The organism is Bacillus sp. FSL L8-0654 (assembly GCF_038629965.1).
GTDB lineage: Bacteria > Bacillota > Bacilli > Bacillales > Bacillaceae > Bacillus > Bacillus safensis.
Window position 1 is genome coordinate 1,193,002 of sequence record NZ_CP152026.1, and the last position, 21,590, is coordinate 1,214,591.

22 protein-coding genes are annotated in these 21,590 nt (G+C 43.1%); 18 read left to right on the plus strand and 4 right to left on the minus strand.

The window, feature by feature from the left end:
* Positions 1-64 precede the first annotated feature (64 nt).
* The 3 genes from MHH65_RS06000 to MHH65_RS06010 all read right to left on the minus strand — a co-directional run bounded on the left by MHH65_RS06000 (position 65) and on the right by MHH65_RS06010 (position 2,361).
* Positions 65-1,063, minus strand: a complete 999-nt coding sequence (locus tag MHH65_RS06000) for an inorganic phosphate transporter (RefSeq protein ID WP_017359158.1) — start codon at positions 1,061-1,063, stop codon at positions 65-67.
* A gap of 15 nt (positions 1,064-1,078) precedes the next feature.
* On the minus strand, positions 1,079-1,696 hold the full coding sequence (locus MHH65_RS06005) for a DUF47 domain-containing protein (protein ID WP_024426775.1): 618 nt from the start codon (positions 1,694-1,696) through the stop codon (positions 1,079-1,081).
* Between the two features lie 206 nt (positions 1,697-1,902).
* Positions 1,903-2,361, minus strand: a complete 459-nt coding sequence (locus MHH65_RS06010; RefSeq protein ID WP_087975567.1) for an ASCH domain-containing protein — start codon at positions 2,359-2,361, stop codon at positions 1,903-1,905.
* Between the two features lie 227 nt (positions 2,362-2,588).
* Here MHH65_RS06010 and ggt point away from each other — a divergent pair, with 227 nt between their 5' ends.
* From ggt to MHH65_RS06100, 18 genes are all read left to right on the plus strand, one after another.
* Positions 2,589-4,340, plus strand: coding sequence for a gamma-glutamyltransferase (ggt, locus tag MHH65_RS06015; protein ID WP_224426337.1), 1,752 nt, complete (start codon positions 2,589-2,591; stop codon positions 4,338-4,340).
* A gap of 260 nt (positions 4,341-4,600) precedes the next feature.
* The gene (locus MHH65_RS06020) at positions 4,601-5,638 is read left to right on the plus strand and encodes a sulfate ABC transporter substrate-binding protein (RefSeq protein WP_024426778.1); all 1,038 of its coding nucleotides are present in this window, start codon (positions 4,601-4,603) and stop codon (positions 5,636-5,638) included.
* Positions 5,639-5,649: 11 nt separating this feature from the next.
* A complete protein-coding gene (cysT, locus tag MHH65_RS06025; protein ID WP_034623416.1) occupies positions 5,650-6,495 on the plus strand; it encodes a sulfate ABC transporter permease subunit CysT in 846 nt (281 codons plus the stop codon).
* Positions 6,496-6,500: 5 nt separating this feature from the next.
* Entirely contained in the window at positions 6,501-7,370 is an 870-nt protein-coding gene (gene cysW, locus MHH65_RS06030; protein WP_024426779.1) for a sulfate ABC transporter permease subunit CysW, read from the plus strand.
* Positions 7,371-7,385: 15 nt separating this feature from the next.
* Positions 7,386-8,117 carry a sulfate ABC transporter ATP-binding protein gene (gene cysA / locus MHH65_RS06035; RefSeq protein ID WP_224426336.1) on the plus strand — a complete coding sequence of 244 codons (732 nt, stop codon included), beginning with the start codon at positions 7,386-7,388 and terminating at the stop codon, positions 8,115-8,117.
* Between the two features lie 239 nt (positions 8,118-8,356).
* Positions 8,357-8,824, plus strand: a complete 468-nt coding sequence (locus MHH65_RS06040) for a PTS sugar transporter subunit IIA (RefSeq protein ID WP_024424952.1) — start codon at positions 8,357-8,359, stop codon at positions 8,822-8,824.
* Positions 8,825-8,877: 53 nt separating this feature from the next.
* Positions 8,878-10,251, plus strand: a complete 1,374-nt coding sequence (locus MHH65_RS06045; protein ID WP_024426780.1) for a PTS transporter subunit IIC — start codon at positions 8,878-8,880, stop codon at positions 10,249-10,251.
* Positions 10,252-10,270: 19 nt separating this feature from the next.
* On the plus strand, positions 10,271-10,549 hold the full coding sequence (locus MHH65_RS06050) for a PTS sugar transporter subunit IIB (RefSeq protein ID WP_017367077.1): 279 nt from the start codon (positions 10,271-10,273) through the stop codon (positions 10,547-10,549).
* A gap of 61 nt (positions 10,550-10,610) precedes the next feature.
* Entirely contained in the window at positions 10,611-11,057 is a 447-nt protein-coding gene (locus tag MHH65_RS06055) for a hypothetical protein (RefSeq protein ID WP_268414116.1), read from the plus strand.
* Entirely contained in the window at positions 11,054-12,085 is a 1,032-nt protein-coding gene (locus tag MHH65_RS06060) for an alcohol dehydrogenase catalytic domain-containing protein (RefSeq protein WP_268414115.1), read from the plus strand. Before MHH65_RS06055 ends, MHH65_RS06060 begins: the two co-directional genes overlap by 4 nt.
* A gap of 180 nt (positions 12,086-12,265) precedes the next feature.
* Complete coding sequence (gene pdhA, locus MHH65_RS06065) at positions 12,266-13,249, plus strand: pyruvate dehydrogenase (acetyl-transferring) E1 component subunit alpha (RefSeq protein WP_268414114.1); 984 nt, start codon at positions 12,266-12,268, stop codon at positions 13,247-13,249.
* 31 nt (positions 13,250-13,280) lie between these two features.
* Entirely contained in the window at positions 13,281-14,261 is a 981-nt protein-coding gene (locus MHH65_RS06070; RefSeq protein ID WP_268414281.1) for an alpha-ketoacid dehydrogenase subunit beta, read from the plus strand.
* 17 nt (positions 14,262-14,278) lie between these two features.
* A complete protein-coding gene (locus MHH65_RS06075) occupies positions 14,279-15,604 on the plus strand; it encodes a dihydrolipoamide acetyltransferase family protein (protein WP_268414113.1) in 1,326 nt (441 codons plus the stop codon).
* A gap of 12 nt (positions 15,605-15,616) precedes the next feature.
* Positions 15,617-16,999, plus strand: a complete 1,383-nt coding sequence (gene lpdA, locus MHH65_RS06080) for a dihydrolipoyl dehydrogenase (RefSeq protein WP_024426784.1) — start codon at positions 15,617-15,619, stop codon at positions 16,997-16,999.
* A 25-nt stretch (positions 17,000-17,024) separates the two neighbouring features.
* Entirely contained in the window at positions 17,025-17,726 is a 702-nt protein-coding gene (locus MHH65_RS06085) for an SDR family NAD(P)-dependent oxidoreductase (protein WP_335351054.1), read from the plus strand.
* Positions 17,704-18,489, plus strand: coding sequence for an SDR family oxidoreductase (locus tag MHH65_RS06090; RefSeq protein WP_025093463.1), 786 nt, complete (start codon positions 17,704-17,706; stop codon positions 18,487-18,489). Before MHH65_RS06085 ends, MHH65_RS06090 begins: the two co-directional genes overlap by 23 nt.
* A 93-nt stretch (positions 18,490-18,582) precedes the next feature.
* Positions 18,583-19,539 (plus strand): sugar-binding transcriptional regulator, encoded by a 957-nt coding sequence (locus MHH65_RS06095; protein ID WP_024424944.1) that lies wholly within the window; start codon positions 18,583-18,585, stop codon positions 19,537-19,539.
* 63 nt (positions 19,540-19,602) lie between these two features.
* Positions 19,603-19,932, plus strand: coding sequence for a hypothetical protein (locus MHH65_RS06100; protein ID WP_024426788.1), 330 nt, complete (start codon positions 19,603-19,605; stop codon positions 19,930-19,932).
* Positions 19,933-20,106: 174 nt separating this feature from the next.
* On the opposite strand, the gene MHH65_RS06105 is transcribed toward MHH65_RS06100, so the two are convergent.
* Positions 20,107-21,429 carry an amino acid permease gene (locus tag MHH65_RS06105; RefSeq protein ID WP_034623410.1) on the minus strand — a complete coding sequence of 441 codons (1,323 nt, stop codon included), beginning with the start codon at positions 21,427-21,429 and terminating at the stop codon, positions 20,107-20,109.
* Positions 21,430-21,590 lie beyond the last annotated feature (161 nt).

Genomic DNA, 21,590 nt, shown 5'->3' on the forward strand with positions numbered 1-21,590 from the left:
TGCAGGAAAAGGGTTTTAAGTGTGCGGGCAAATAAAAAAAGACCTGTCAGACAGGTCTTTGATATTAGAGAATCGCATTTAACACAAAGTATATAAGAGCTCCTAGAGTTCCTGAAATCGGTAATGTAATCACCCAAGTGACAAGCATACGTTTTGCCGTACCCCAGTTAACCCCTTTGACTCTGTGTGCAGAACCTACACCTAGAATAGAAGACGAGATAACGTGAGTCGTACTAACAGGTAAGTGAATAAACGTCGCACCGAAGATAATAGCTGCACCCGTTAAGTCGGCAGATACTCCGTTTACTGGACGAATTTTCATAATTTTACCGCCGACTGTTTTGATAATCTTCCAGCCGCCGATAGAAGTACCGAGTCCCATTGCAAGCGCACAAGAGAATTGTACCCAGAAAGGAATGTCGTCTGTTGTATGCAAATTACCTGCAATTAAAGCCATCGTAATAATTCCCATCGCTTTTTGCGCATCGTTTGTCCCATGGGTATACGATTGCAGTGCAGCTGTTAAAATTTGAACACGTCGGAATTGTTTATTTGTTTTTGCGAGATTGTTGTTTCTAAAAATAATTTTGATAATGGTATACACGATATATCCCAATACGAAAGCTAGGATAGGTGAAAGCAAAAGTGCTTGAATGATTTTAATGAATCCCGAATAGTTTAAAGCGCCAAAACCGGCAGAGGCAATAACCGCTCCTGCAATTGATCCGATTAATGCATGTGAAGAACTACTCGGAATCCCGTAATACCAAGTAAGCAAGTTCCATGTGATGGCCGCAATTAAAGCAGCCAAAATCACAACAGAGCCGTTTTGAAGTGTAAATGGATCTGCGATATCTTTTGTAATGGATTTTGCCACACCTGTAAATGTCATTGCTCCTAAGAAGTTCATGAACGCTGCCATGATGATCGCATGTCTAGGCTTTAATGCCTTCGTTGAAACTGAAGTCGCAATGGCATTTGCTGTATCGTGGAACCCGTTAATGAAATCAAAAGCAAGTGCACAAATGACAATAAGTATGGTAAGGATGAGTAATGTGTCCATGTTTAACTAACCCCGTTACGCATTCTTCATAATGATTGTTTCTAGATTGTTGGCAACACTTTGACAGGAATCAGCGATTTCTTCAAGTGTTTCGTAAATTTCTTTGTATTGAATCACTTTAATTGGATCTGTTTCTTTTCCAAACAAGTTCTTTAATGATTTACGATGAAGATTGTCACAATTATGTTCAATCTCTTTGATCTTGATTGCGTGCGGATGAATATCTTTCAAGCGATTTTCAGCTAGTAGATCAATTGTGATTAAAATTTCTTTCGCACACTCTCTGATGTAGTGGCTGAATTTGTCGATATGTTCGTCAGAGCTTGTAATTGAGTAAATTTCTAATGTTGCGGAAAAATGCTCAATTCCATCTAAAACATCATCGAGGCTATTCGTCAATTGAAGAATGTCTTCACGTTCAATCGGTGTAATAAAGGCTTTGTTCAGCTCTTTAATCATGGTATGAACATGATTATCACCTTTTGTCTCATATTCCTTCAATGTGTCAGAAAATTCTTTCAGAGTGGTTTGATTTGTTACTTTATAGCTAACAAAATACTCAGCAGTTTCATCTAAATTTTTAGCAATTTCCGTTAACAAGACGGAAAACTTGTCTTTTTTCCTTTTTAACATGTAAAAACCCTCCATTGTATAAATGAGACAATGCACACATCAAATAATTATATATTCTTTTGTCGAAAAAAAACAGGTGTAGTCGAAAATTTCTTCACTTTTTCTATTTGATCTTATTCTGACCTAAAGATGTGATCTCAACACACCTTTTTCTAAAAGGGGAAAAGCAACGAAAAAAGCGGGCCATATTTGGCGCCGCTTAAAGGCTAAGAAGCTGAATGAATCAGCTTAAACCGTTCACAAACAAGAAGCATATCCTCTTTGAATTCTAAACCGTATGATTGGAGTGCTTCTGTGAAAAATTCTTTATGTTCTCTGTACCAATAGTCATAAGATAAGTCGCCTTCACCCTCTGCTTGTGCAAATGATACGGGGACTTCATTCATTGGCATAACATCAACATGTGTAATTTCAATGATGGCTTTTGGCTCTTCCTGGCTGTCCAAAATGACCGCATATTGTCCGGGTTGTGGAAGCGGCTCCTGTTCCTTTTCATAAAAAAGGTGTCCAGAACAAGTGGCTGTTTTTTTTCCTTGCTTTACAAGATCAAGCAAATGATCAGGATCTGAGCCGAATGCCCACGCCGAAACAAACGCATCAGCAGGTGCTTTTTCTGATTTCTTTTTCCAATAGTCTTCCCAAAATAATCTGCTTTTGTTGTTCAATGTTTTTCCCCCTCTTTGTTGTGTTTATTATACCTTGAAGCTGAATCGTTGGAAATGCTGTGTCTTTATTCCTAATGAGTGAGTGCGTCATATGTTTTGAAAAACAATGTTTGATTTGGGAAATGTAGGATGATAGGATGAAAATTTTTGAAATTTTAGAATAATCTATTGTATTCTGGTCAAGAAGTCGGTAAGGTCAAAGTAAGAATATGGAAGGGGTGTTGTTGATGAAACGCATTTCTCTAACTGTTTTGTCCATATGTCTGTTTGTTTTCTCGTTTTTTCTGCCTGTCAGCCAAGTCAATGCGAACGAATCTCATGGGAGTAAAGTAGCTGTTGGTAAAGATGGCATGGTGGCTACTGCTCACCCGCTGGCATCAGAAGTAGGTGCTGATGTATTGAAGAAAGGTGGAAACGCAGTGGATGCTGCTGTTGCCATCCAGTACGCACTGAATGTGACAGAGCCAATGATGTCTGGAATTGGCGGCGGTGGTTTTATGATGGTTTATGATGGAAAGACAAAAGAAACATCCATCATCAATAGTAGAGAACGAGCACCACAGGGCGCAACACCTGACATGTTTTTAACGGATGAGGGAAAAGTCATCCCATTTGCTGAGCGGTCCACACACGGTAATGCGGTTGGTGTTCCAGGGACAGTAAAAGGTCTCGAAGCAGCATTAGATAAGTGGGGAACCCGTTCGATGAAGGAATTGATTGAGCCTTCCATTCAGCTTGCAGAGGATGGATTTGAAATCGATTCTGTTCTAGCAAAAGCCATTGAAGATCATCAAGAAAAGCTGAAAAAAACGGCTGCAGCGCCAATCTTTCTTCCAGATGATCAGCCGCTCAAAGAAGGCGATCTGCTTGTACAGCCAGGTCTTGCGAAAACATTTAAGCTCATTGCAAAAAAAGGAAGCAAAGCATTTTATGAAGGAAAAGTAGCAAAAGCACTTGCAAATACAGTCCAAGATTTTGGCGGAACGATGACAACTGATGACCTTGGTCATTATGAGGTCAAGACTGACAAGCCTATCTGGGGGGACTATAAAGGATACCAGCTTGCAAGTATGCCTCCACCAAGCTCAGGCGGTGTGTTTATGCTGCAAATGCTCAAAATACTAGATCACTTCAATCTATCACAATATGACCCCAAATCGTTCGAAAAATATCAGCTGCTAGCTGAAACAATGCATCTCTCCTATGCTGACCGTGCTGCATATGCAGGCGACCCCGAATTCGTAGATGTTCCACTAAAAGGACTACTAGACGATGATTACATTTCAAAAAGAGCATCTCTCATTCAATTAGATCAAATGAACAAAAACCCAAAAGAAGGAGATCCATGGGCGTATGAGGATGAAAAAAATCCATCCCCAATTGTCCCGCAGCCAGAAGATAAAACCATTGGCGAGACCACTCATTTTACTGTTGCCGATCAGTGGGGAAATGTCGTGTCATTCACAACAACCATTGAACAGTTATTTGGTACAGGGATCCTTGTTCCGGAATATGGCTTTTTCTTAAACAATGAACTAACAGATTTTGACGCAAGACCAGGCGGAGCAAATGAAGTCCAGCCGAATAAGCGTCCATTATCCAGTATGACCCCGACCATCATATTTAAAGATAACGAGCCGGTCATGACTGTGGGCTCACCTGGAGGAACGACTATTATTGCTTCTGTTTCACAAACCATATTAAACTTGCTTGAATACGACATGGAGCTGCAAGATGCGGTGGAAGAGCCGCGGATTTATACAAACAGTACAACTTCTTACCGTTACGAAGTAGGTGTTCCCCTTGATGTAAGAACGAAGCTAAATGATATGGGTCATCGTTTTGGCAGTTCACCTATTGATATAGGAAATGTGCAAGCCTTACTCATTGATCGGAAAGCAGGGACATTTACAGGAGTAGCTGACTCCTCGAGAAATGGAACCGCTGTTGGTGTCAATTTAAAGCTTTCTGCCGATTAAAACCATTTCCCGGGAAAAGAAGCGCCTCTTCAAGATGGCGTTTCTTTTTTTGTTTAAATGAAAAAACAGAGTTGACACCTGTGAATAGTTTGAATAATATATAGACTAACATCAATCATACATAGCTGATCGGACAACCGAAGGCTCTTGGCAATTTGAAGTACAGGACTGTGATGTATTTCAGGTGGCTAAGGGTCTTTTTTGCGTATGAAACGGCAAGGTTGGTGTCACTATTTTTGATAACGGGGGAGCGGGATAACATGAAAAAGTGGAAATGGGTCTGGGTCGTGACCATTATATTCGTCTTGGCTGTGACGAGTACTGCATGCTCAAACGCAAACGAAGCCTCAAGCCAAAAGGGAAAGGTTGAGCTGTTAAATGTTTCGTATGATCCTACACGTGAATTGTATCAGGAATACAATCAAGCCTTTCAGACGTATTGGAAAGACAAAACAGGTGAGGATGTCACGATCAAGCAGTCTCATGGTGGGTCAGGAAAGCAGGGAAGATCGATTATTGATGGACTCGAGGCAGATGTGGCAACACTGGCTTTAGGGTATGACATTGATGCGATTGCAGATCGCGGACTGCTTTCAAAAGATTGGCAAAAAGAATTTCCAAATCAGTCAACACCGTATACATCGACCATTGTGTTTCTTGTGAAGAAAGGGAATCCCAAAAATATTAAAGATTGGGACGACTTGATTCGGCCAGGTGTGTCCATCATTACGCCAAATCCGAAAACGTCCGGCGGTGCGAGATGGAATTACTTAGCTGCATGGGCCTACGCCGATAAAACATTTCATGGGAATGAAGAAAAAACAAAGGATTTTGTCAAAAAGCTATATGAACATGTCGAAGTTCTTGATTCAGGTGCACGCGGAGCCACAACGACCTTTGTTGAACGCGGACTTGGGGATGTGTTAATTGCATGGGAGAATGAAGCCTATTTAACGCAGCACGAACTAGGCAAAGACAAATTTGAAATTGTCACCCCATCAATTAGTATTCTAGCGGAGCCGCCTGTTGCGGTTGTTGATCAAAATGTGAAACGTAAAGGAACAGAGAAAGTGGCGAAGGCTTATTTAGATTATTTATATTCTAAAAAAGGGCAGGAAATTGCAGCAAAAAACTATTATCGCCCTAGAAATCAAGAAGTCTTAAACAAATATAAAGACCAGTTTAAAAAGATTGATATGGTGACGATTGATCAAGCGTTTGGCGGGTGGAGAAAGGCGCAGAAAAGATTTTTTGATGATGGCGGATTATTTGATCAAATATACAGCGGACAAAAATAGGGGGCGATGTGATGAAGAAAGCACATGTAGCCGCCAATAAAAGAAAACGTATATTGCCTGGATTTGGGCTGAGCCTTGGGGTGACGCTCGTTTATGTGAGTGCGATTGTCGTCATTCCTTTATCCATGGTATTTATTTGGACGGCTTCATTAGGAGCAGAGGGGATTTGGAAGGTTTTTACCGATGCAAGAGTATTGAAGTCGCTTCAGCTGACCGTGACGACTTCCTTTGCAGCTGCTCTCATCAATGCAGGGTTTGGTGTACTGATTGCCTGGGTTCTCGCCAGGTACACATTCCATGGAAAGAAAATCTTAGATGCTCTCATTGATTTGCCTTTTGCTCTCCCAACAGCTGTTGCGGGTATTGCCTTGACCACCCTCTATTCTCCTAATGGATGGATTGGTCAATTTCTGCATATAAAGGTGGCGTACACACCGATTGGGATTATTTTGGCACTGATTTTTATTGGCATTCCATTCGTTATCCGAACCGTTCAGCCTGTGATAGAAGGGCTGCAGCAGGAAGTCGAAGAGGCTGCGGCGATTCTTGGTGCGACAAGGAGACAGACCTTTTTTCACGTACTGCTGCCGGCCTTGTTTCCTGCGGTGATGACTGGATTTTCACTTGCGTTTGCAAGAGCGCTAGGTGAATATGGCTCTGTTGTGTTTATTGCTGGAAATATTCCGTTTAAAACAGAAATTACACCGCTGATGATCATGTCCAAGCTTGAACAGTATGATTATCATGGTGCAGCAGCGATTGCATGCTTGATGCTGCTTCTTTCGTTTTTCATCCTGTTATTGATTCACGGCATTCAGTGGTATGTTGAGCGGAAAAAACAAGTATACGTGAGGTGAAACCATTGGAGAGAGAGCTTAGTCATCAGCACCATGTTCAGTATAAAAGTCCTGTAACCGAATCTAAAGGGGTGAAAATCCTATTGATTACGGTCGTGTATGCTTTTTTGATTTTATTTTTACTCATACCGCTGATCGCCGTTTTTTCAAAAGCATTTGAGAAAGGGTGGAGTTCATACCTTCTGGCCATCTCACATCCAGATACACTCGCGGCGATCAAATTGACTGTTTTCATTGTCGTCGTCACCTTGCCGCTTCAAATGATCTTTGGGGTAAGTGCTGCATGGCTTATCACAAAATTTAATTTCCGCGGAAAACGTTTGTTAACGACTGTGATTGATCTCCCGTTTGCCGTTTCGCCTGTGATTGCTGGACTTGTATTTGTGCTTTTATTTGGTTCAAACGGGCTTTTAGGACCTTGGCTTATGGCGAATGGATGGAAAGTCATTTATTCTGTACCAGGCATGATCCTAGCCACCATATTCGTTACATTTCCGTTTATTGCTAGAGAATTAATCCCGTTTATGCAGCATGAAGGCATTCATGAGGAGGAAGCATCACTCACACTTGGTGCAAACGGATGGAAGACTTTTTTCTTTGTGACACTGCCGAATATCAAATGGGCTCTTTTTTATGGTGTCATCTTGGCCGGGGCAAGAGCGATTGGTGAATTTGGTGCCGTGTCGGTTGTATCAGGTCATATTCGAGGCATGACCAATACGATGCCGCTTCATATCGAAATTTTATACAATGAGTACCAATTTCAAGCTGCTTTTGCTGTGGCGTCTCTCATGGCGTTTGTGGCAGTCATTACTTTAATCATTAAGCAAATCATTCAGCAGAGGGATCACCGGCTTGGCAAGCGGTCAACATAAATGGAGGGATCGGCCTTGGGGATTACAGCAAAACAAATATCAAAACAATTTGGTCAGACAAAGGTTTTGCAAAACGTGGATTTATCGATAAGAAATGGTGAATTAATCTCTTTACTAGGACCATCTGGCTCTGGGAAAACGACTTTATTAAGAATCATTGCAGGTCTTGATTATGCCAATAACGGACAGATTTTATTTGGAGATCAGGATTACACACACATTCCAGTACGAAAACGGCAGATCGGTTTTGTATTTCAGCAATATGCGCTTTTTCGAAATATGACGGTTTTTGATAATGTGGCATATGGGCTGAAAATTAAACCTAGAGGAGAAAGACTGCCTAAAAAAGACATCAAAGAGCGGGTACATGAGCTTTTAGAGGTTGTTCAGCTTACGCAGTTTGAGCAGCGGTATCCAGATCAGCTGTCAGGCGGGCAAAAGCAGCGTGTGGCACTGGCGCGCGCACTTGCCGTTCAGCCGAAGGCACTCCTCTTAGATGAACCCTTTGGTGCACTTGATACAAAGGTGAGGAAAGAATTAAGGCATTGGCTGAAAAAAGTTCATCGTGACTTTCAAATGACCACCATTTTTGTGACACATGATCAAGAAGAAGCATTCGATATTGCTGATCGTGTTGTGGTGATGAATGAAGGAAGAATCGAAAAAATTGGCACAAAGGAAGAAATGGCAGTGCAGACAGACAATCTATTTGTATCTGAATTTTTAGATATAGGAAGCCACATTTAACAAGCAGTATAGAAGATTAGAAGGAAGAGACGCGGTGATGACTGCGTCTTTTTTTATTTAAATTTCCCTAGGGACATTGACTTATAATTTTGAATATTATAATATCTTTACAAAGGTAACAGTATTGAACATTTTTTAGAACGCATAATTTTAAGCGCTTTATAAAAGGTTCTATTCTAAAAATGTTCTTTCTTTTGTTACATGTGTTCATATTTATACCAAATGAAAGGGGTGGTTGTTTGAACAGCTTGTTTGAGTTAGATGAACAACTGATTAAGCTGCAGTTCGAAGCATCTTCGAGAGAGGAGGTGACCACATATTTAGCAGGGCGGTTAGAAGCTGGAGGGTACATTAAATCGAGCTTTTTACCAGCAGTGCTTGAAAGAGAAAAAACATATCCTACAGGCCTTCCACTGGCAGCCTTTGGGGTAGCGATTCCGCATACAGATCCTGAGCATGTGAACAAACCAGCGATTAGTGTAGCCACTTTAAAGGAACCTGTCATTTTTCATAAGATGGGAAGCCCTGATGAAACAGTGCAAGCCAAAATTGTGTTTGTCCTAGCAATCTCTGAGCCTAGCAAACAGCTTGTGATGCTGGAGAAGCTGATGACACTTTTTAGAAAAGAAGAAGTGATGACAAAGCTCTCACACATGACATCTTATGAAGAAGCAGTTGACGTGCTTCAGCAAGAATTAAACCAATAGCCATTCACAAAAATATGTAAGCGCTTTATCTGAAAAATTCAGGAGGTGGATGTATGATCAAGCAAGCCGTCGATTTTATATTAGACCTTGGACCAACTATTATGCTTCCGATTATTATGACGCTTTTCGGTATGATTTTAAGGCAGGGTTTTAAGAAATCCTTCAGGGCCGGTATTACGATCGGAATTGGATTTGTCGGTGTCAATCTTGTCATTAATTTGCTTGTGAGCGGACTTGGGCCAGCAGCAAAAGCCATGGTTAATTCCCTTGGGCTAAAGCTCGATATTTTGGATGTTGGATGGCCGATTGGAGCTGCCATATCCTTTGGTACACCCGTTGCCCCGCTCATGATTCCTCTTGTGCTTTTATTAAATGTCATCTTATTGTCCGTAAACTTTACGAAAACGCTGAATGTGGATATTTGGAACTTCTGGCATTTGATTTTCGCAGCCTCTGTTACTTACTACGCTTATCATAATATGTTCTTGGCTCTTGCTGTTGGCTTGATCGTCTCTGCGATCACGCTAAAATTAGCCGATTGGACGGCGCCGACAATCGAACACCATTTCGGATTAAAAGGCGTATCGATGGCTCATGCTGAAACGGTCAACTTTGCCCCGCTCATGTATGCGTCAAACCGCATCATTGATAAGATCCCTGGTTTAAACAAAATTCATGCTGATCCAGAAACATTGAAGAAACGCTTTGGCATTTTTGGTGAACCGCTTGTGATGGGTCTCATACTTGGTATCATTATTGGTCTTCTTGGCGGCTATGATGCAAAAGGTGTGATGACGCTCGGTATTCAAATGGCAGCAGTTCTTGTCTTAATGCCAAGAATGGTTGCGCTATTAATGGAAGGGCTCATTCCAATTTCTGAGGGCGCTCGTTCTTATATTCAAAAGCGTTTCCCAGGGAAAAATGTCTATATTGGTTTAGATACAGCGATTGTGATTGGTCATCCAGCGAATATGGCGGTAGCCCTTTTAATGGTGCCGATTACCATTTTGCTCGCAGTTGTTCTGCCTTACAATGGCATGCTCCCGTTTGCTGACTTATCGGTTCTGCCATTTACAGTTGTCTGGGCAGTAGCAGCCGCTCGTGGAAATATTATTCGCGGTCTTATTAACAGTATTTTTACATTAATGATTGTCTTCTTTATCGCAACGAACCTTGCACCGCTTGCGACAACCATGGGGAAAGCAGTCGGCTTTGATTTCCCAGAAGGGGCAAACATGATTTCAGGTATTGACCTTGGTTCTCACGTTATTCCTTGGATCATGGTGAGACTTCTTGATCCGAGCAACCCTTACTTTATTGCAGCGATTATCTGTGCTTTGGCTTATGCGCTTCTATGGTACTGGGTGCGAAATGATATTAAAAAGCAGTATGCGAAAGAAATGGGCTTAGATCAGAAAGAACAATAAATGAGCTGGAGGGATTCTAATGGCGAAGAAAATATTAGTATCATGCGGAACGGCAGTTGCAACATCAACGGTTGTGGCTAAAAAGGTAGAAGAAACGTTAAAGGAAAAAGGATATGATGTCATCGTGGAACAGTGTAAGGCATCTGAAGTCCCGCAAAAAGCGGAGGGTGCTGATTTAATTGTGACAACAACGCCTGTGAGTGATACAAAAGGGACACCTGTGATTCAAACATTATCCTTTTTAACTGGATTTGGTATTGAAGATGATATCGAGAAAATCATCGATCATATCAAGTAGAGAGTTATTGCATGGAGGAGCTTTTGCGGCTCCTTCTAGTGATCTGAAAGGAGGAAGTCTCATGCAGCATCATGCTTATAGCCGAACGTCTGCAATGTTGTCTATTTTTCTTCCGGCTGTGCTCATCTGTCTGTTTTTTCTCTGGTCTCTTTATACGTTATGGTCAGCAGGACCTGACCCGTTAGCTGTGTTAGGCGTTTATACGCTGCCTATTCTCATGCTCTCTAGTATTACAGGACTGAACCAGCCGACAAACGTCATCATTAGTGAAGATCAACTGAAGATAGGGGCTTTTGGCAGATGGCACACATATGCAGTTTCTGATATTAAAGGAAAGCTTTTTTTAAAGCCTTATCCTCATATCGGGAAAGTCTATGTCAGGGTGGGGCCAGCTCGTATATTCGGAGGGCGTTACTGGATATCCAGCGAGATGAGTGAGTACAAGCAGCTTGTTCAAACACTGCAGGATTTTGCGAAGGGTGATGAAAAGGAGGGTGCTGCTACATGAAATCAGCTGTCTTTTATTCTTCAGAGAACATTCGGTATGAGGAGCGGAACCGGCCAGTCATCGGTGATGATGAAGTTTTGTTAAAGCTGCGGGCCTGCGGCTTATGTGGAACGGATATTTACAAAGCAACACATGAGACAGTACCTCCTGGGACAGTGTTAGGACATGAAATCGCTGGTGATATTGTCGAGACCGGCAAGCGTGTGACAAATGTCCAGACGGGAGACAGGGTTTATGTGGCGCATCATGTGCCTTGTTTCACCTGTGACTTTTGTCAAAAGGGGTTTTATACGATGTGTCCGCAGTTTACAGCCACAAATGTAGAGCCGGGCGGGTTTTCAGAATATATCCGTGTACCTGCTTTGCATGTCAAGCACACGATGGGCAAGCTTCCAAAAGACGTATCGTATGAGCAAGGGGCGATGGTAGAACCGGTAGCCTGCTGTCTGCATGGGTTTGAACGAGCTCCTGTTCACCCAGGAGATTCCGTATTGATCCTTGGAGCGGGGCAAATTGGCTGTATTCAATTGCAGCTCGCCAAATATTATTTGGCTGGGAAAGTGATGATAACAGATGTGAATGAGAACAGGCTGCTGCAAGCGAGGAGTTTAGGTGCAGATGTGGCTTTCCATCCAGCAGCTGAGCCGGTTGAAAACCGGGTGATGAAAGAAACAGATGGAAAGGGAGCAGACCTCGTTATTATTTCTGTTGGGAGCAGTGCGCTTTTAAAAGAGGCGTTTCAGGCTGTAGCGCGAGGCGGGACGATTTTGGTGTTTGCTCATTTTCCAAAGGGAGATGTGGCCATTCCTGCTGAACGATTTTTCAATGATGAAGTGAAGGTAGTAGGAGCCTATTCCTCGCATCCATATCATTATCGTGAAGCCCTTGAGCTTTTGAAAGCAAAAGTGGTCAACACTGAAAAGATGGTAACGCATCGTTATCCGTTAAGCCAGCTGCTTCAGGCGATAGAATGTGCGAGGCATCCTGAGGGTGAGAGCGTCAAAATCATGATGTATCCAGATGAATGAGTGTATGAGATTAAAAGAGAAAGAGAAGTTCTTTGGAAAAGGGCTTTGCCTTTCTCTTTTTTTCTGACAAAAGATGAAAACGCTTAAAAATGAGAGAGAAATGCTTGACTTCGATGACACTTAAACGTATGATAATTACAAATGTAACACATAAGAACAAATGTAAAGGGGAGAGAAGAAATGCAAAAACAAATCACTTTGCCTGAACAGATTAGTCATGAGAAATTAGCAGATTTATATAAACAAATGTGGTTAGTGAGATATTTTGATGAAAAGGTCGATCAATTCTTTGCAAAAGGACTTATCCATGGCACCACTCATTTATGTGTTGGACAGGAAGCGTCAGCTGTTGGATCGATTGCCGTATTAGAAGATAAAGATAAGATCGTCAGCACACACAGGGGACACGGTCACTGTATTGCAAAAGGGGCCGAGGTTAATAAAATGATGGCTGAATTGTTTGGACGTGAAACCGGCTATTGTAAAGGAAAAGGCGGCTCCATGCATATTGCGGACTTAGAAAAAGGAAATCTTGGGGCAAATGGAATCGTTGGCGGCGGTATCCCGCTGGCAACAGGTGCAGCGCTCACATCTAAAATGAAGCAGGAAGGCTTTGTTGTTCTTTGTTTCTTCGGAGATGGCGCCACAAATGAAGGCAGCTTCCATGAAGCATTAAACCTTGCGTCTATTTGGGATTTACCAGTTGTGTTTATTTGTGAAAACAACCAGTACGGCATGTCTGGCCCTGTGAAAGAAATGATCAACATTGAAGACATTTCAACAAGAGCAGAAAGCTACGGAATGCCAGGGAAAACGGTTGATGGAAATGACATGGTCGAAATTATGAACACAGTTGATGAAGCAGTCAGCCGTTCGAGAGCGGGAGAAGGCCCATCACTCATTGAAATGAAAACATACCGCTGGAAGGGTCACTCTAAGAGTGATGCGAAAAAATACCGTACACGTGAAGAAGAGACAGAGTGGAGACAAAAAGACGGCATCAAACGCTTTAAGTCTCTCTTGATTGAACTGAATGTTTTGACAGAAGAGCAGGCAGCAAGCCTACAGGAAGAAGCAAAGCAGGAAATTGAAGCGTCTGTCGAATTCGCCAAAAACAGTAAAGAACCGTCAATTGACACACTATTAGAGGATGTATACGCCTAATTAGGAGGGGAATCACGTGACAAAAACAACAGTGAGAGAGATTTCGTATTTAGAAGCCGTTCGAGAGGCAATGAGTCAGGAAATGAGAGAAAACCAAGATGTCTTCATTTTAGGTGAAGATATCGGCGTATATGGAGGTGCTTTTGGTGTCACGCGCGGCATGATTGAAGAATTCGGGCCAGAGCGCGTTCGCAATACACCTATCTCAGAGGCTGCCATCGCAGGTGGGGCAGTCGGAGCGGCTTTAACTGGTATGCGTCCGATTTTAGAACTTCAATTCTCTGACTTTATCACAATCGCAATGGATCAGCTTGTGAACCAAGCAGCCAAAACACGATACATGTTTGGCGGAAAAGGAAAGGTGCCGCTTGTCGTAAGAACACCAGCAGGATCAGGAACGGGTGCAGCGGCGCAGCACTCCCAAAGCTTAGAAGCGTGGATGGCGCATATTCCAGGACTTAAAGTGGTTCAGCCTTCAACAGCCTATGATGCAAAAGGACTTTTAAAAGCGGCGATGGATGATGACAACCCTGTCATTTTCTACGAGCACAAGCTTTTATATAAAACAATCGGTGAAGTGCCTGAAGAGCAATATTCCATTCCTCTAGGGAAAGCAGATGTGAAAAGAAGCGGGAAAGACGTCACGATTGTAGCAACAGCGATAATGGTACACAAAGCGTTAGAAGCGGCGAAGGAACTAGAAGCTGAGGGAATCGATGTTGAAATCATTGACCCAAGAACACTCGTCCCATTAGATGAAGAAACGATTATCGAATCTGTGAAGAAAACAGGTAAATGTATCGTCATTCATGAAGCGGTAAAACGAGGCGGCTATGGCGGAGAGATTGCAAGTATGATAGCGGAAAGTGAAGCCTTTGACTACTTAGATGCTCCAATTAAACGACTTGGCGGTCTTGCGGTCCCAATACCATACAACCCGACGCTGGAAAAAGCGGTCATTCCACAAGTGCCAGATATTATTGAAGCAGCAAAAGAGCTTGTGCGCTCTTAAGTAAAGGGGAGAAGATCATGCCAAAAGAGATATTTATGCCGAAGCTGAGCAGTACGATGGAAGTCGGCACCTTGCTTCAATGGTTTAAAGAAGAAGGAGATTCGGTTGAAATCGGTGAGCCTCTTTTTGAAATTATGACAGACAAGATCAATATTGAGGTGGAAGCCTATGATGATGGTATTTTTCTAAAGAAATATTATGAAGCCGATGATCAAATTTCAGTCAATGCTGTCATTGGATACATCGGAGAGGCAAATGAACAGGTACCAAGCGAACCGCCAGCACAATCAGATGAAGATTCACCAGACAGCAGCGAATCGTCTTCATCAGAAGCGGCTTCATCCAGTTCTACTGAAGCTCCAAAAACACCTAATGAAAAAGTACGTGCCACACCTGCGGCGAGAAAAACGGCAAAGGATCATCATGTAGCGATTCATGAGGTATCTGGCACAGGACCTAAAGGCAGAGTTCAAAAGCGTGACGTCGAGGCGGCCGTCCACTCTAGTGAGAAAGATCAGCGCGTGTCACCACTTGCAGAAAAAGTGGCTGCTCGTGAAGGAATCAATTTAGCGAATGTTGCTGGATCTGGTGCACACGGAAAAATTATGAAGAGTGATGTAACGGCAGCAGCTGCACAAACAGCAGAGTCTTCTCCAGCGAAAACACAAAAACTAGCTGGCATGAGAAAAGTGATCGCTGATAGGATGTCACAAAGTGCCTTTACAGCACCGCACGTGACATTAACAAGTGAAATCGATATGACAAAAGCGAAAGAAGTACGCAAACAGCTATTGCCAGCGATTGAAAAAGAGACAGGCTACAGATTGTCATTCACAGAAATTATCATTCATGCGGTCAGCAACGTACTCACACGCCACCCGCATATCAATATGACGTTTGAACAAAATGAGCTCCATTTCCATGATGAAGTGCACATTGGTCTCGCTGTCGCTGTAAAAGATGGCTTAATGGTTCCAGTCATTTCTCATGCGAACCAAAAAGGGTTAAGACAGCTGACAAAAGAGGCGAAAGAAATCGGCCGAAACGCACGTGACCAAAAACTGCTGCCAGACCAGCTGAAAGGGTCCACTTTTACCATTAGTAACTTAGGGATGTATGCCATTGATACCTTTAACCCGATTATTAATCAGCCGGAAGTGGCGATCTTAGGGGTTGGGCGCATTCAAGAAAAAGCTGTTGTAGTAGATGGAGAAATTCAGGTGCGGCCGATGATGGGCGTTAGTTTATCGTTTGATCACCGAGTGGTAGATGGCGCACCAGCGGCTGCCTTTTTAACAGATCTTAAAAAAGTGCTTGAACAACCATTTGAATTGTTAATGTAGGAGATGAATCGGATGACGAAAACGTATGATCTGACAGTCATTGGCGGAGGGCCTGGCGGGTATACTGCCGCCCTTCAAGCAGCTGAGCGTGGACGGAAGGTCGCATTGATTGAAGAGGATTTTCTAGGCGGTACTTGTTTAAATCGGGGCTGTATTCCTTCAAAGACGCTGCTCAAACATGCAGAAGTCATTGAATCAATTGAGAAGGCGAAAAGCTGGGGAATTGAAACAGGTGATTTGGTCCTTTCCTTCGATAAAATGAGAAAGCGCAAAGATGACGTCATTGAAAAGCTCAGAGGCGGAATTGCCTTTTTATTAAAGCAAGGAAAGATTGATGTATATAACGGCAGAGGTACAGCTGTTACAAAGCACCGGATTGAGATTGAAAAGCAAGATGGGGCAGAATCGATCGAAACGAAAGAACTCATCATTGCTACTGGATCTTCACCTGCCATTCCGCCAATACCGGGCCTTAAAGACATTCAATTTGACACAAGTGATACAATCTTTGACATTCCAGATATTCCGGCTTCTGTCGTCATCATTGGCGGCGGTGTCATTGGACTTGAGCTGGCTTGTATCTTCCAGAGTCTTCAATCAAAAGTCACGATTATCGAAGCGGCTCCGTCTATTATTCCGCAAGAGGATGAGGAAGCATCTAAGCTGCTAGAAAGAGAATTAAAGAAAAAAGGCATCCATATCGCGAAAAAAACCACTGTGACAGAGGTGACGGAAAGCGAAGGAATCAAAGCGGTTCATGCATCAGACGATAAAGGAGAGACGCATATCTTTACGGCTGAAAGACTGCTTGTTTGTGTAGGAAGAAGACCTAGCGTTTCTGCTGTCAGCCAGCTTGACCTTCAGTTGGATGGTCCTTTTATCAAGGTGAACGACAAGATGCAGACAAGCGTGGAAGGTGTCTATGCAGTTGGAGATGTCGCTGGCGGCTATCAGCTTGCTCACGCAGCGATGGCAGAGGCCGCTGTTGCGGTCAGTAATATTTGCGGTGTGTCTGAAAAAATAAATGCTGATATCATGCCTAGATGTATTTATACATTACCAGAGGTAGCAAGTGTTGGTCTAACTGAAAAAGAGGCAAAAGCCAAAGGACTTAACGTGCGGGCAGAACGATTTGATTTAGCAGCAAGTGGTAAAGCACTAGCGGCAGGCGAGCAAACAGGTTTTATTAAATTGGTATACGATACAGCCTATGGTGAAGTGATTGGTGCGACGATGGTTGGCCCGCACGTCACAGAGATGATTTCAGAAGCTTCCTCCTTTATGTATTTAGAAGGAACAGCAGAAGAGATGGCGAAAATGATTCATCCGCATCCGACCATCTCAGAAGGTTTTTATGAAGCAGCACTTGATATCGTGAGTAAGCTGAGAAAATAAATGCCAAACAAGGGATAGGGAGGAGATGCATGTGCACGTCCAGCTTCATCAGAAAGCGGCACTTGTGACAGGTAGCACAGATGGATTTGGAGAAGCCATCTGCCTGGCTTTAGCCCGGGCAGGTGCACATGTTTTTTTACACACGTTTCATGATGAATCAAAGGCTAAAACCATTTGTGAAGACATTCAAAAAATGGGCGGTCAAGCGAGTATCATTCAGAACCCGCTGGAAACGCCGCGTGATGCCGCGCGAATGCTGAGGCAAGTGATTGATACATGCGGTAAACTGGATATTTTGGTCAATCAAGCTGAACAAGGAGCGGACGCGGAGCTTGATGACGTGAGCCCAGATGAGTGGGTGGATGAAGTGGAATCGGCTGTGAATACCGTCTTTCTTTCCAGCCAGGCTGCCGTATGGCATATGGTTGATCAGAGGCAAGGCTGCATCATTAATATATCGTCATCAGGCAGTATCACAGGGGATGGCGGGATCTCACATGCTACATCAAATTCTATGCTGAATGCCATGACAAAAGGGTTAGCAAGAGAATTTAAGGACAAAGGTATCCGGGTGCTTGCGCTGCTGCCGCCGCCTCTCGATTTGGTTCCTGATACAGAGCAAATCAAGGAGACTGTGGCCCATATGACGGTGTTTCTCAGTACATCCTATGGTGCATTTACAGATGGCGCGGCGATTATGCTTGATGGGGGTGAGAGTGCTGGCTAATGTTCAAAAACCAGTTCTCATCGTTGGCGGAGCCCAAGGGATCGGAAAAGAAATTGCTGAGCGGTTTTTAAAAGAAGGGCACCAAGTCGCCGTGTCAGATATAGACGAAAAGGGACTTTCGCTCTTAAAGACACAGTATCCTCAGCTGCTGATATTTCAAGCTGACGTTTCATCGTGGGAAAGTGTTCAGCAAATGATATCAGCAGCTGAAAGGGAGCTGGGCGGTATTGCTCACCTTGTGTATTCAGCAGGAATGACAAAATCACTGCCTTTTTTAGAAGTCGATTTTTCACTTTGGAAAAAGACACTGGCTGTGAACTTATATGGTCTTTACTATTGCATCAAAGCGTTGGCACCCTATATGTGTGAGCGGCAGGAAGGCAGTGTTGTCATTATTGGATCGGGATCGGCAATCACCGGATCAGGCGGCGGTATTCAATATTATGCATCAAAAGCAGGAGCTTTTGGATTGATGCGTTCGCTCGTAAAAGAACTAGGCTCGCATCATATACGCATCAATGTGATTGCCCCCCGCGTCATTGAATCTCAAATGCTTGATACGCTCTATCCTACTGTAGAGGAGAAACGGCAGCTGCAATCACTTATTCCCATCGGAAGATTAGGAAAGCCTGAGGATATTGCGGGACTCACTTTATTTCTCACACGTGGCGAGGGGAGTTATTTGCACGGACAAATTATCCTGTTAGACGGAGGGAGAACGTATCAGCCGAAATATACTGAGGGAAAAAGAGCGGAGAGTTAATCGCTCTTTTTGTCATTTTCATAACAATTGTTCCAATTGGAAACGAATGTTTGGTATACTGGTAATCATAGTATATTAAAAGGATGATGTCACATGCTGAATTGGGAAGAAAGACGACAGCTCGTCAAAGTTGCTCATCTTTATTATACAGACGGGTGGACGCAGCAGGAAATTGCAAAAAAGCTCAATGTCTCAAGACCAGTCATTTCAAAGCTCTTACAAAAAGCGAAAGATGTGGGAATCGTTGAAGTGTACATTAAAGACGAAAGCATTCATACGGTGGAACTTGAAAAGCAGCTAGAAACAACCTTTCAATTAACAGATGCGGTCGTTGTTCCAAGTGTCGGGACAATGTCTGAGATGGTGAAGCGGGCAGTCGGTCAAGCAGGCGCCTATTATTTGTCTAAAAACATGAAAAATGCGGAGAAAATCGGCATTTCATGGGGCACGACGCTTGCTGAGCTTGTCAAAGAATATCCTTTTGAACGAAGAAATGATGTGAAGGTCATTCCTTTAGAAGGCGGAATGGGCAGGCAGGCGGTCGACATTCATGCCAATCAGCTGGCATATGAGCTGGCAAAGAAAATGAACGGCACGTGTTCCTATTTATATGCCCCTGCGATTTTAGAAACAGAAGAATTAAAAGAAAGGCTTATGGCGATGCAGGACATAGAAGCTGTGCTTGAAGAAGGCAGAAATGTGGATATTGCCCTCATCGGTATTGGCAACCCGCATAAAGGGTCAACTTTAAAAACAGTCGGTTATTTAAAAGAAGAGGACTTATCTGGTTTAAGGCAATCAGGGGCTGTCGGTGATATTGGCTTTCGTTTCTTTGATGGAGAAGGAAAACCTGTTCAAGATGAACTGAATCAAAAGGTCATTGGCTTATCGCTGGAACAATTAAAGAGCGTCAAAACGGTCATCGCTGTTGTAGAAGGAACCCATAAAGCTGAGAGCATTTTAGGGGCTTTAAATGGCGGCTTCATCCAAGTACTGGTGACAGACGAACTAACGGCGGCAGCCATTTTAAAGGAAGCATCCGTTCAATAAAAGACTGGCAGCGTTCGAATAGTATAACAAGAGCAACATCAAACGAGAAAGGAGCTGTGTATCTTGAAGAAAACCGAAATGGAAGCAAACCTACACTGTACTCGGTGCCAAGAAGAGACCCTCCACAGCATCGTTTATGTGAATGATCAGATGAAAAGCGTTGAGTGTACAGAGTGTCATCAAAAGATCAGTGTGCAAGTCGACATCATGAAGGAATTTTACAAGGAAGTATACGAGAAAATAGCAACAAAGCCAAAGCGGATCACGCAGGAATATAAGTCGAACCTGAATGGATTTATCTCAAGACTCCCAATCCGCGTGCTTAGTAAGCCATACCGGCTCATGAGATATTTAAACGAATCATACAAAGTGATCAAACAATATAAAAAATGAAGCAGAGACCGTTTAGCGCTCTGCTTCAGCGTGTAGGCAAACCCTCGCATTTTTTGTCAGGCCTCTGTTACTGTGCTCACGAATGTCACATTCTCTCCGCTCCGGTACTCGTCTTTCCTAGACTGCAAAGGTTTTCTATTACGCTGAGAAGAAGGAAAAAAAGCAGAGCACTGCTTAGTGCTCTGCTTTTTGTGCTTTTTTCATATAATAATAAATAGGCAGTCCGGCCATCCCGATCAGCATGGAGATCAGGCAGCTTTTCCAATCGGTGATCATGGTGCTGATTAAAACGAATAATGAACCGATAATCGCAATGATCGGTGTCAGCGGGTAAAGTGGTACACTGTACGCACGCTTCATTCCGCTGTTTTGTTTTCTCAGCTTAAAGACGGCGAAAAAGGCCATGACATAAAAGATGTAGATCATGAAAATCGACACCTCAGACAGCTTCTCTGGATTACTGACGATCATAAACACAATGGCGATCAAAATTTGCACAAATACAGCGATCCAAGGTGTTTTAAACGTTGGGTGAATCCGCGAAATCGCGTTGGCGAAAGGAATCTGCTTTCGCTCTGCCATCGCAAAAATCACACGTGGGAATGAAAGAACTTTTCCGTTCAAACAGCCAAAGATACTGATGATGATCCCAATACTAATGATTTTCCCGCCAATTGGTCCAAAGAGCATGGTAGCAGCAGTGCTTGTTGCATTTTCACCTAACTGGACGATTTGATCAGCTGGCAGCACGTGCAAAAGTGCGACATTTATAAAGAGATAACAAGCCGTCACGATTAAAATTCCGCCTGCCATCGCGCGAGGAAGCAGTTTCTCAGGGTTTTTCATTTCACCACCAAGCGCAGCAAGTAAAATCCAGCCATCATAGGCAAACAGCGTAGCCAAAATCGCTGCACCGAAGTTCATTTGAGCGATACTATCGTTGACGGCCATGAAGATGTTTTCGTTACCTTTCCATATGCCAAACACAATAATCGCGGCAATTGGGACAAGCTTTCCGATAGTGGTCAGCCCCTGAACAAATCCGCCGTATTTTGTTCCCATGATGTTAATAATACATAAAAATAAAACGGTGATAATGCCGATCGTTGTAGACCATAAAGTCGATAGAGAAAATAAATTGGCTAATAATGAACCAAAATAAAGACCAAGTGCACCAATGATGGCAGGTCCGTAAATAATAATCTGCACCCAGCCGCATAAGTAGCCCCAAAATTCACCATACACTTCTTCAAGATAGGCGTACAAACCGCCGGTTCTCGGGATTTGTGTACCAATTTCAGCGACAGTCAGTCCGCCTGCAAGGGTTAAGATTCCACCTAACAGCCAAGCGAATAATGCGATGTCTGAGCTTCCTGAATAGGAAAGGACGTTGCCTGGCTTCATAAAGACGCCTGAGCCGATAATGGTCCCGATGACAAGAGATAGGGCGAAAAATAAGCCGATGTCTTGTTTTAACGCTGGTTGTTCTTTGTTCATTACACACGACCTCCTGCATCACTTTCGTACGTTACTGTGACATGTATTTTGTTCATTGTAATACGATTTTAGGAAAACAAGAATTAAAAAAATTTTCTGATTTTCGTATTTGTATTTAAAAGTGTTCGTTTATTGGAGATATTAGGGTAAATGTTGTGTTA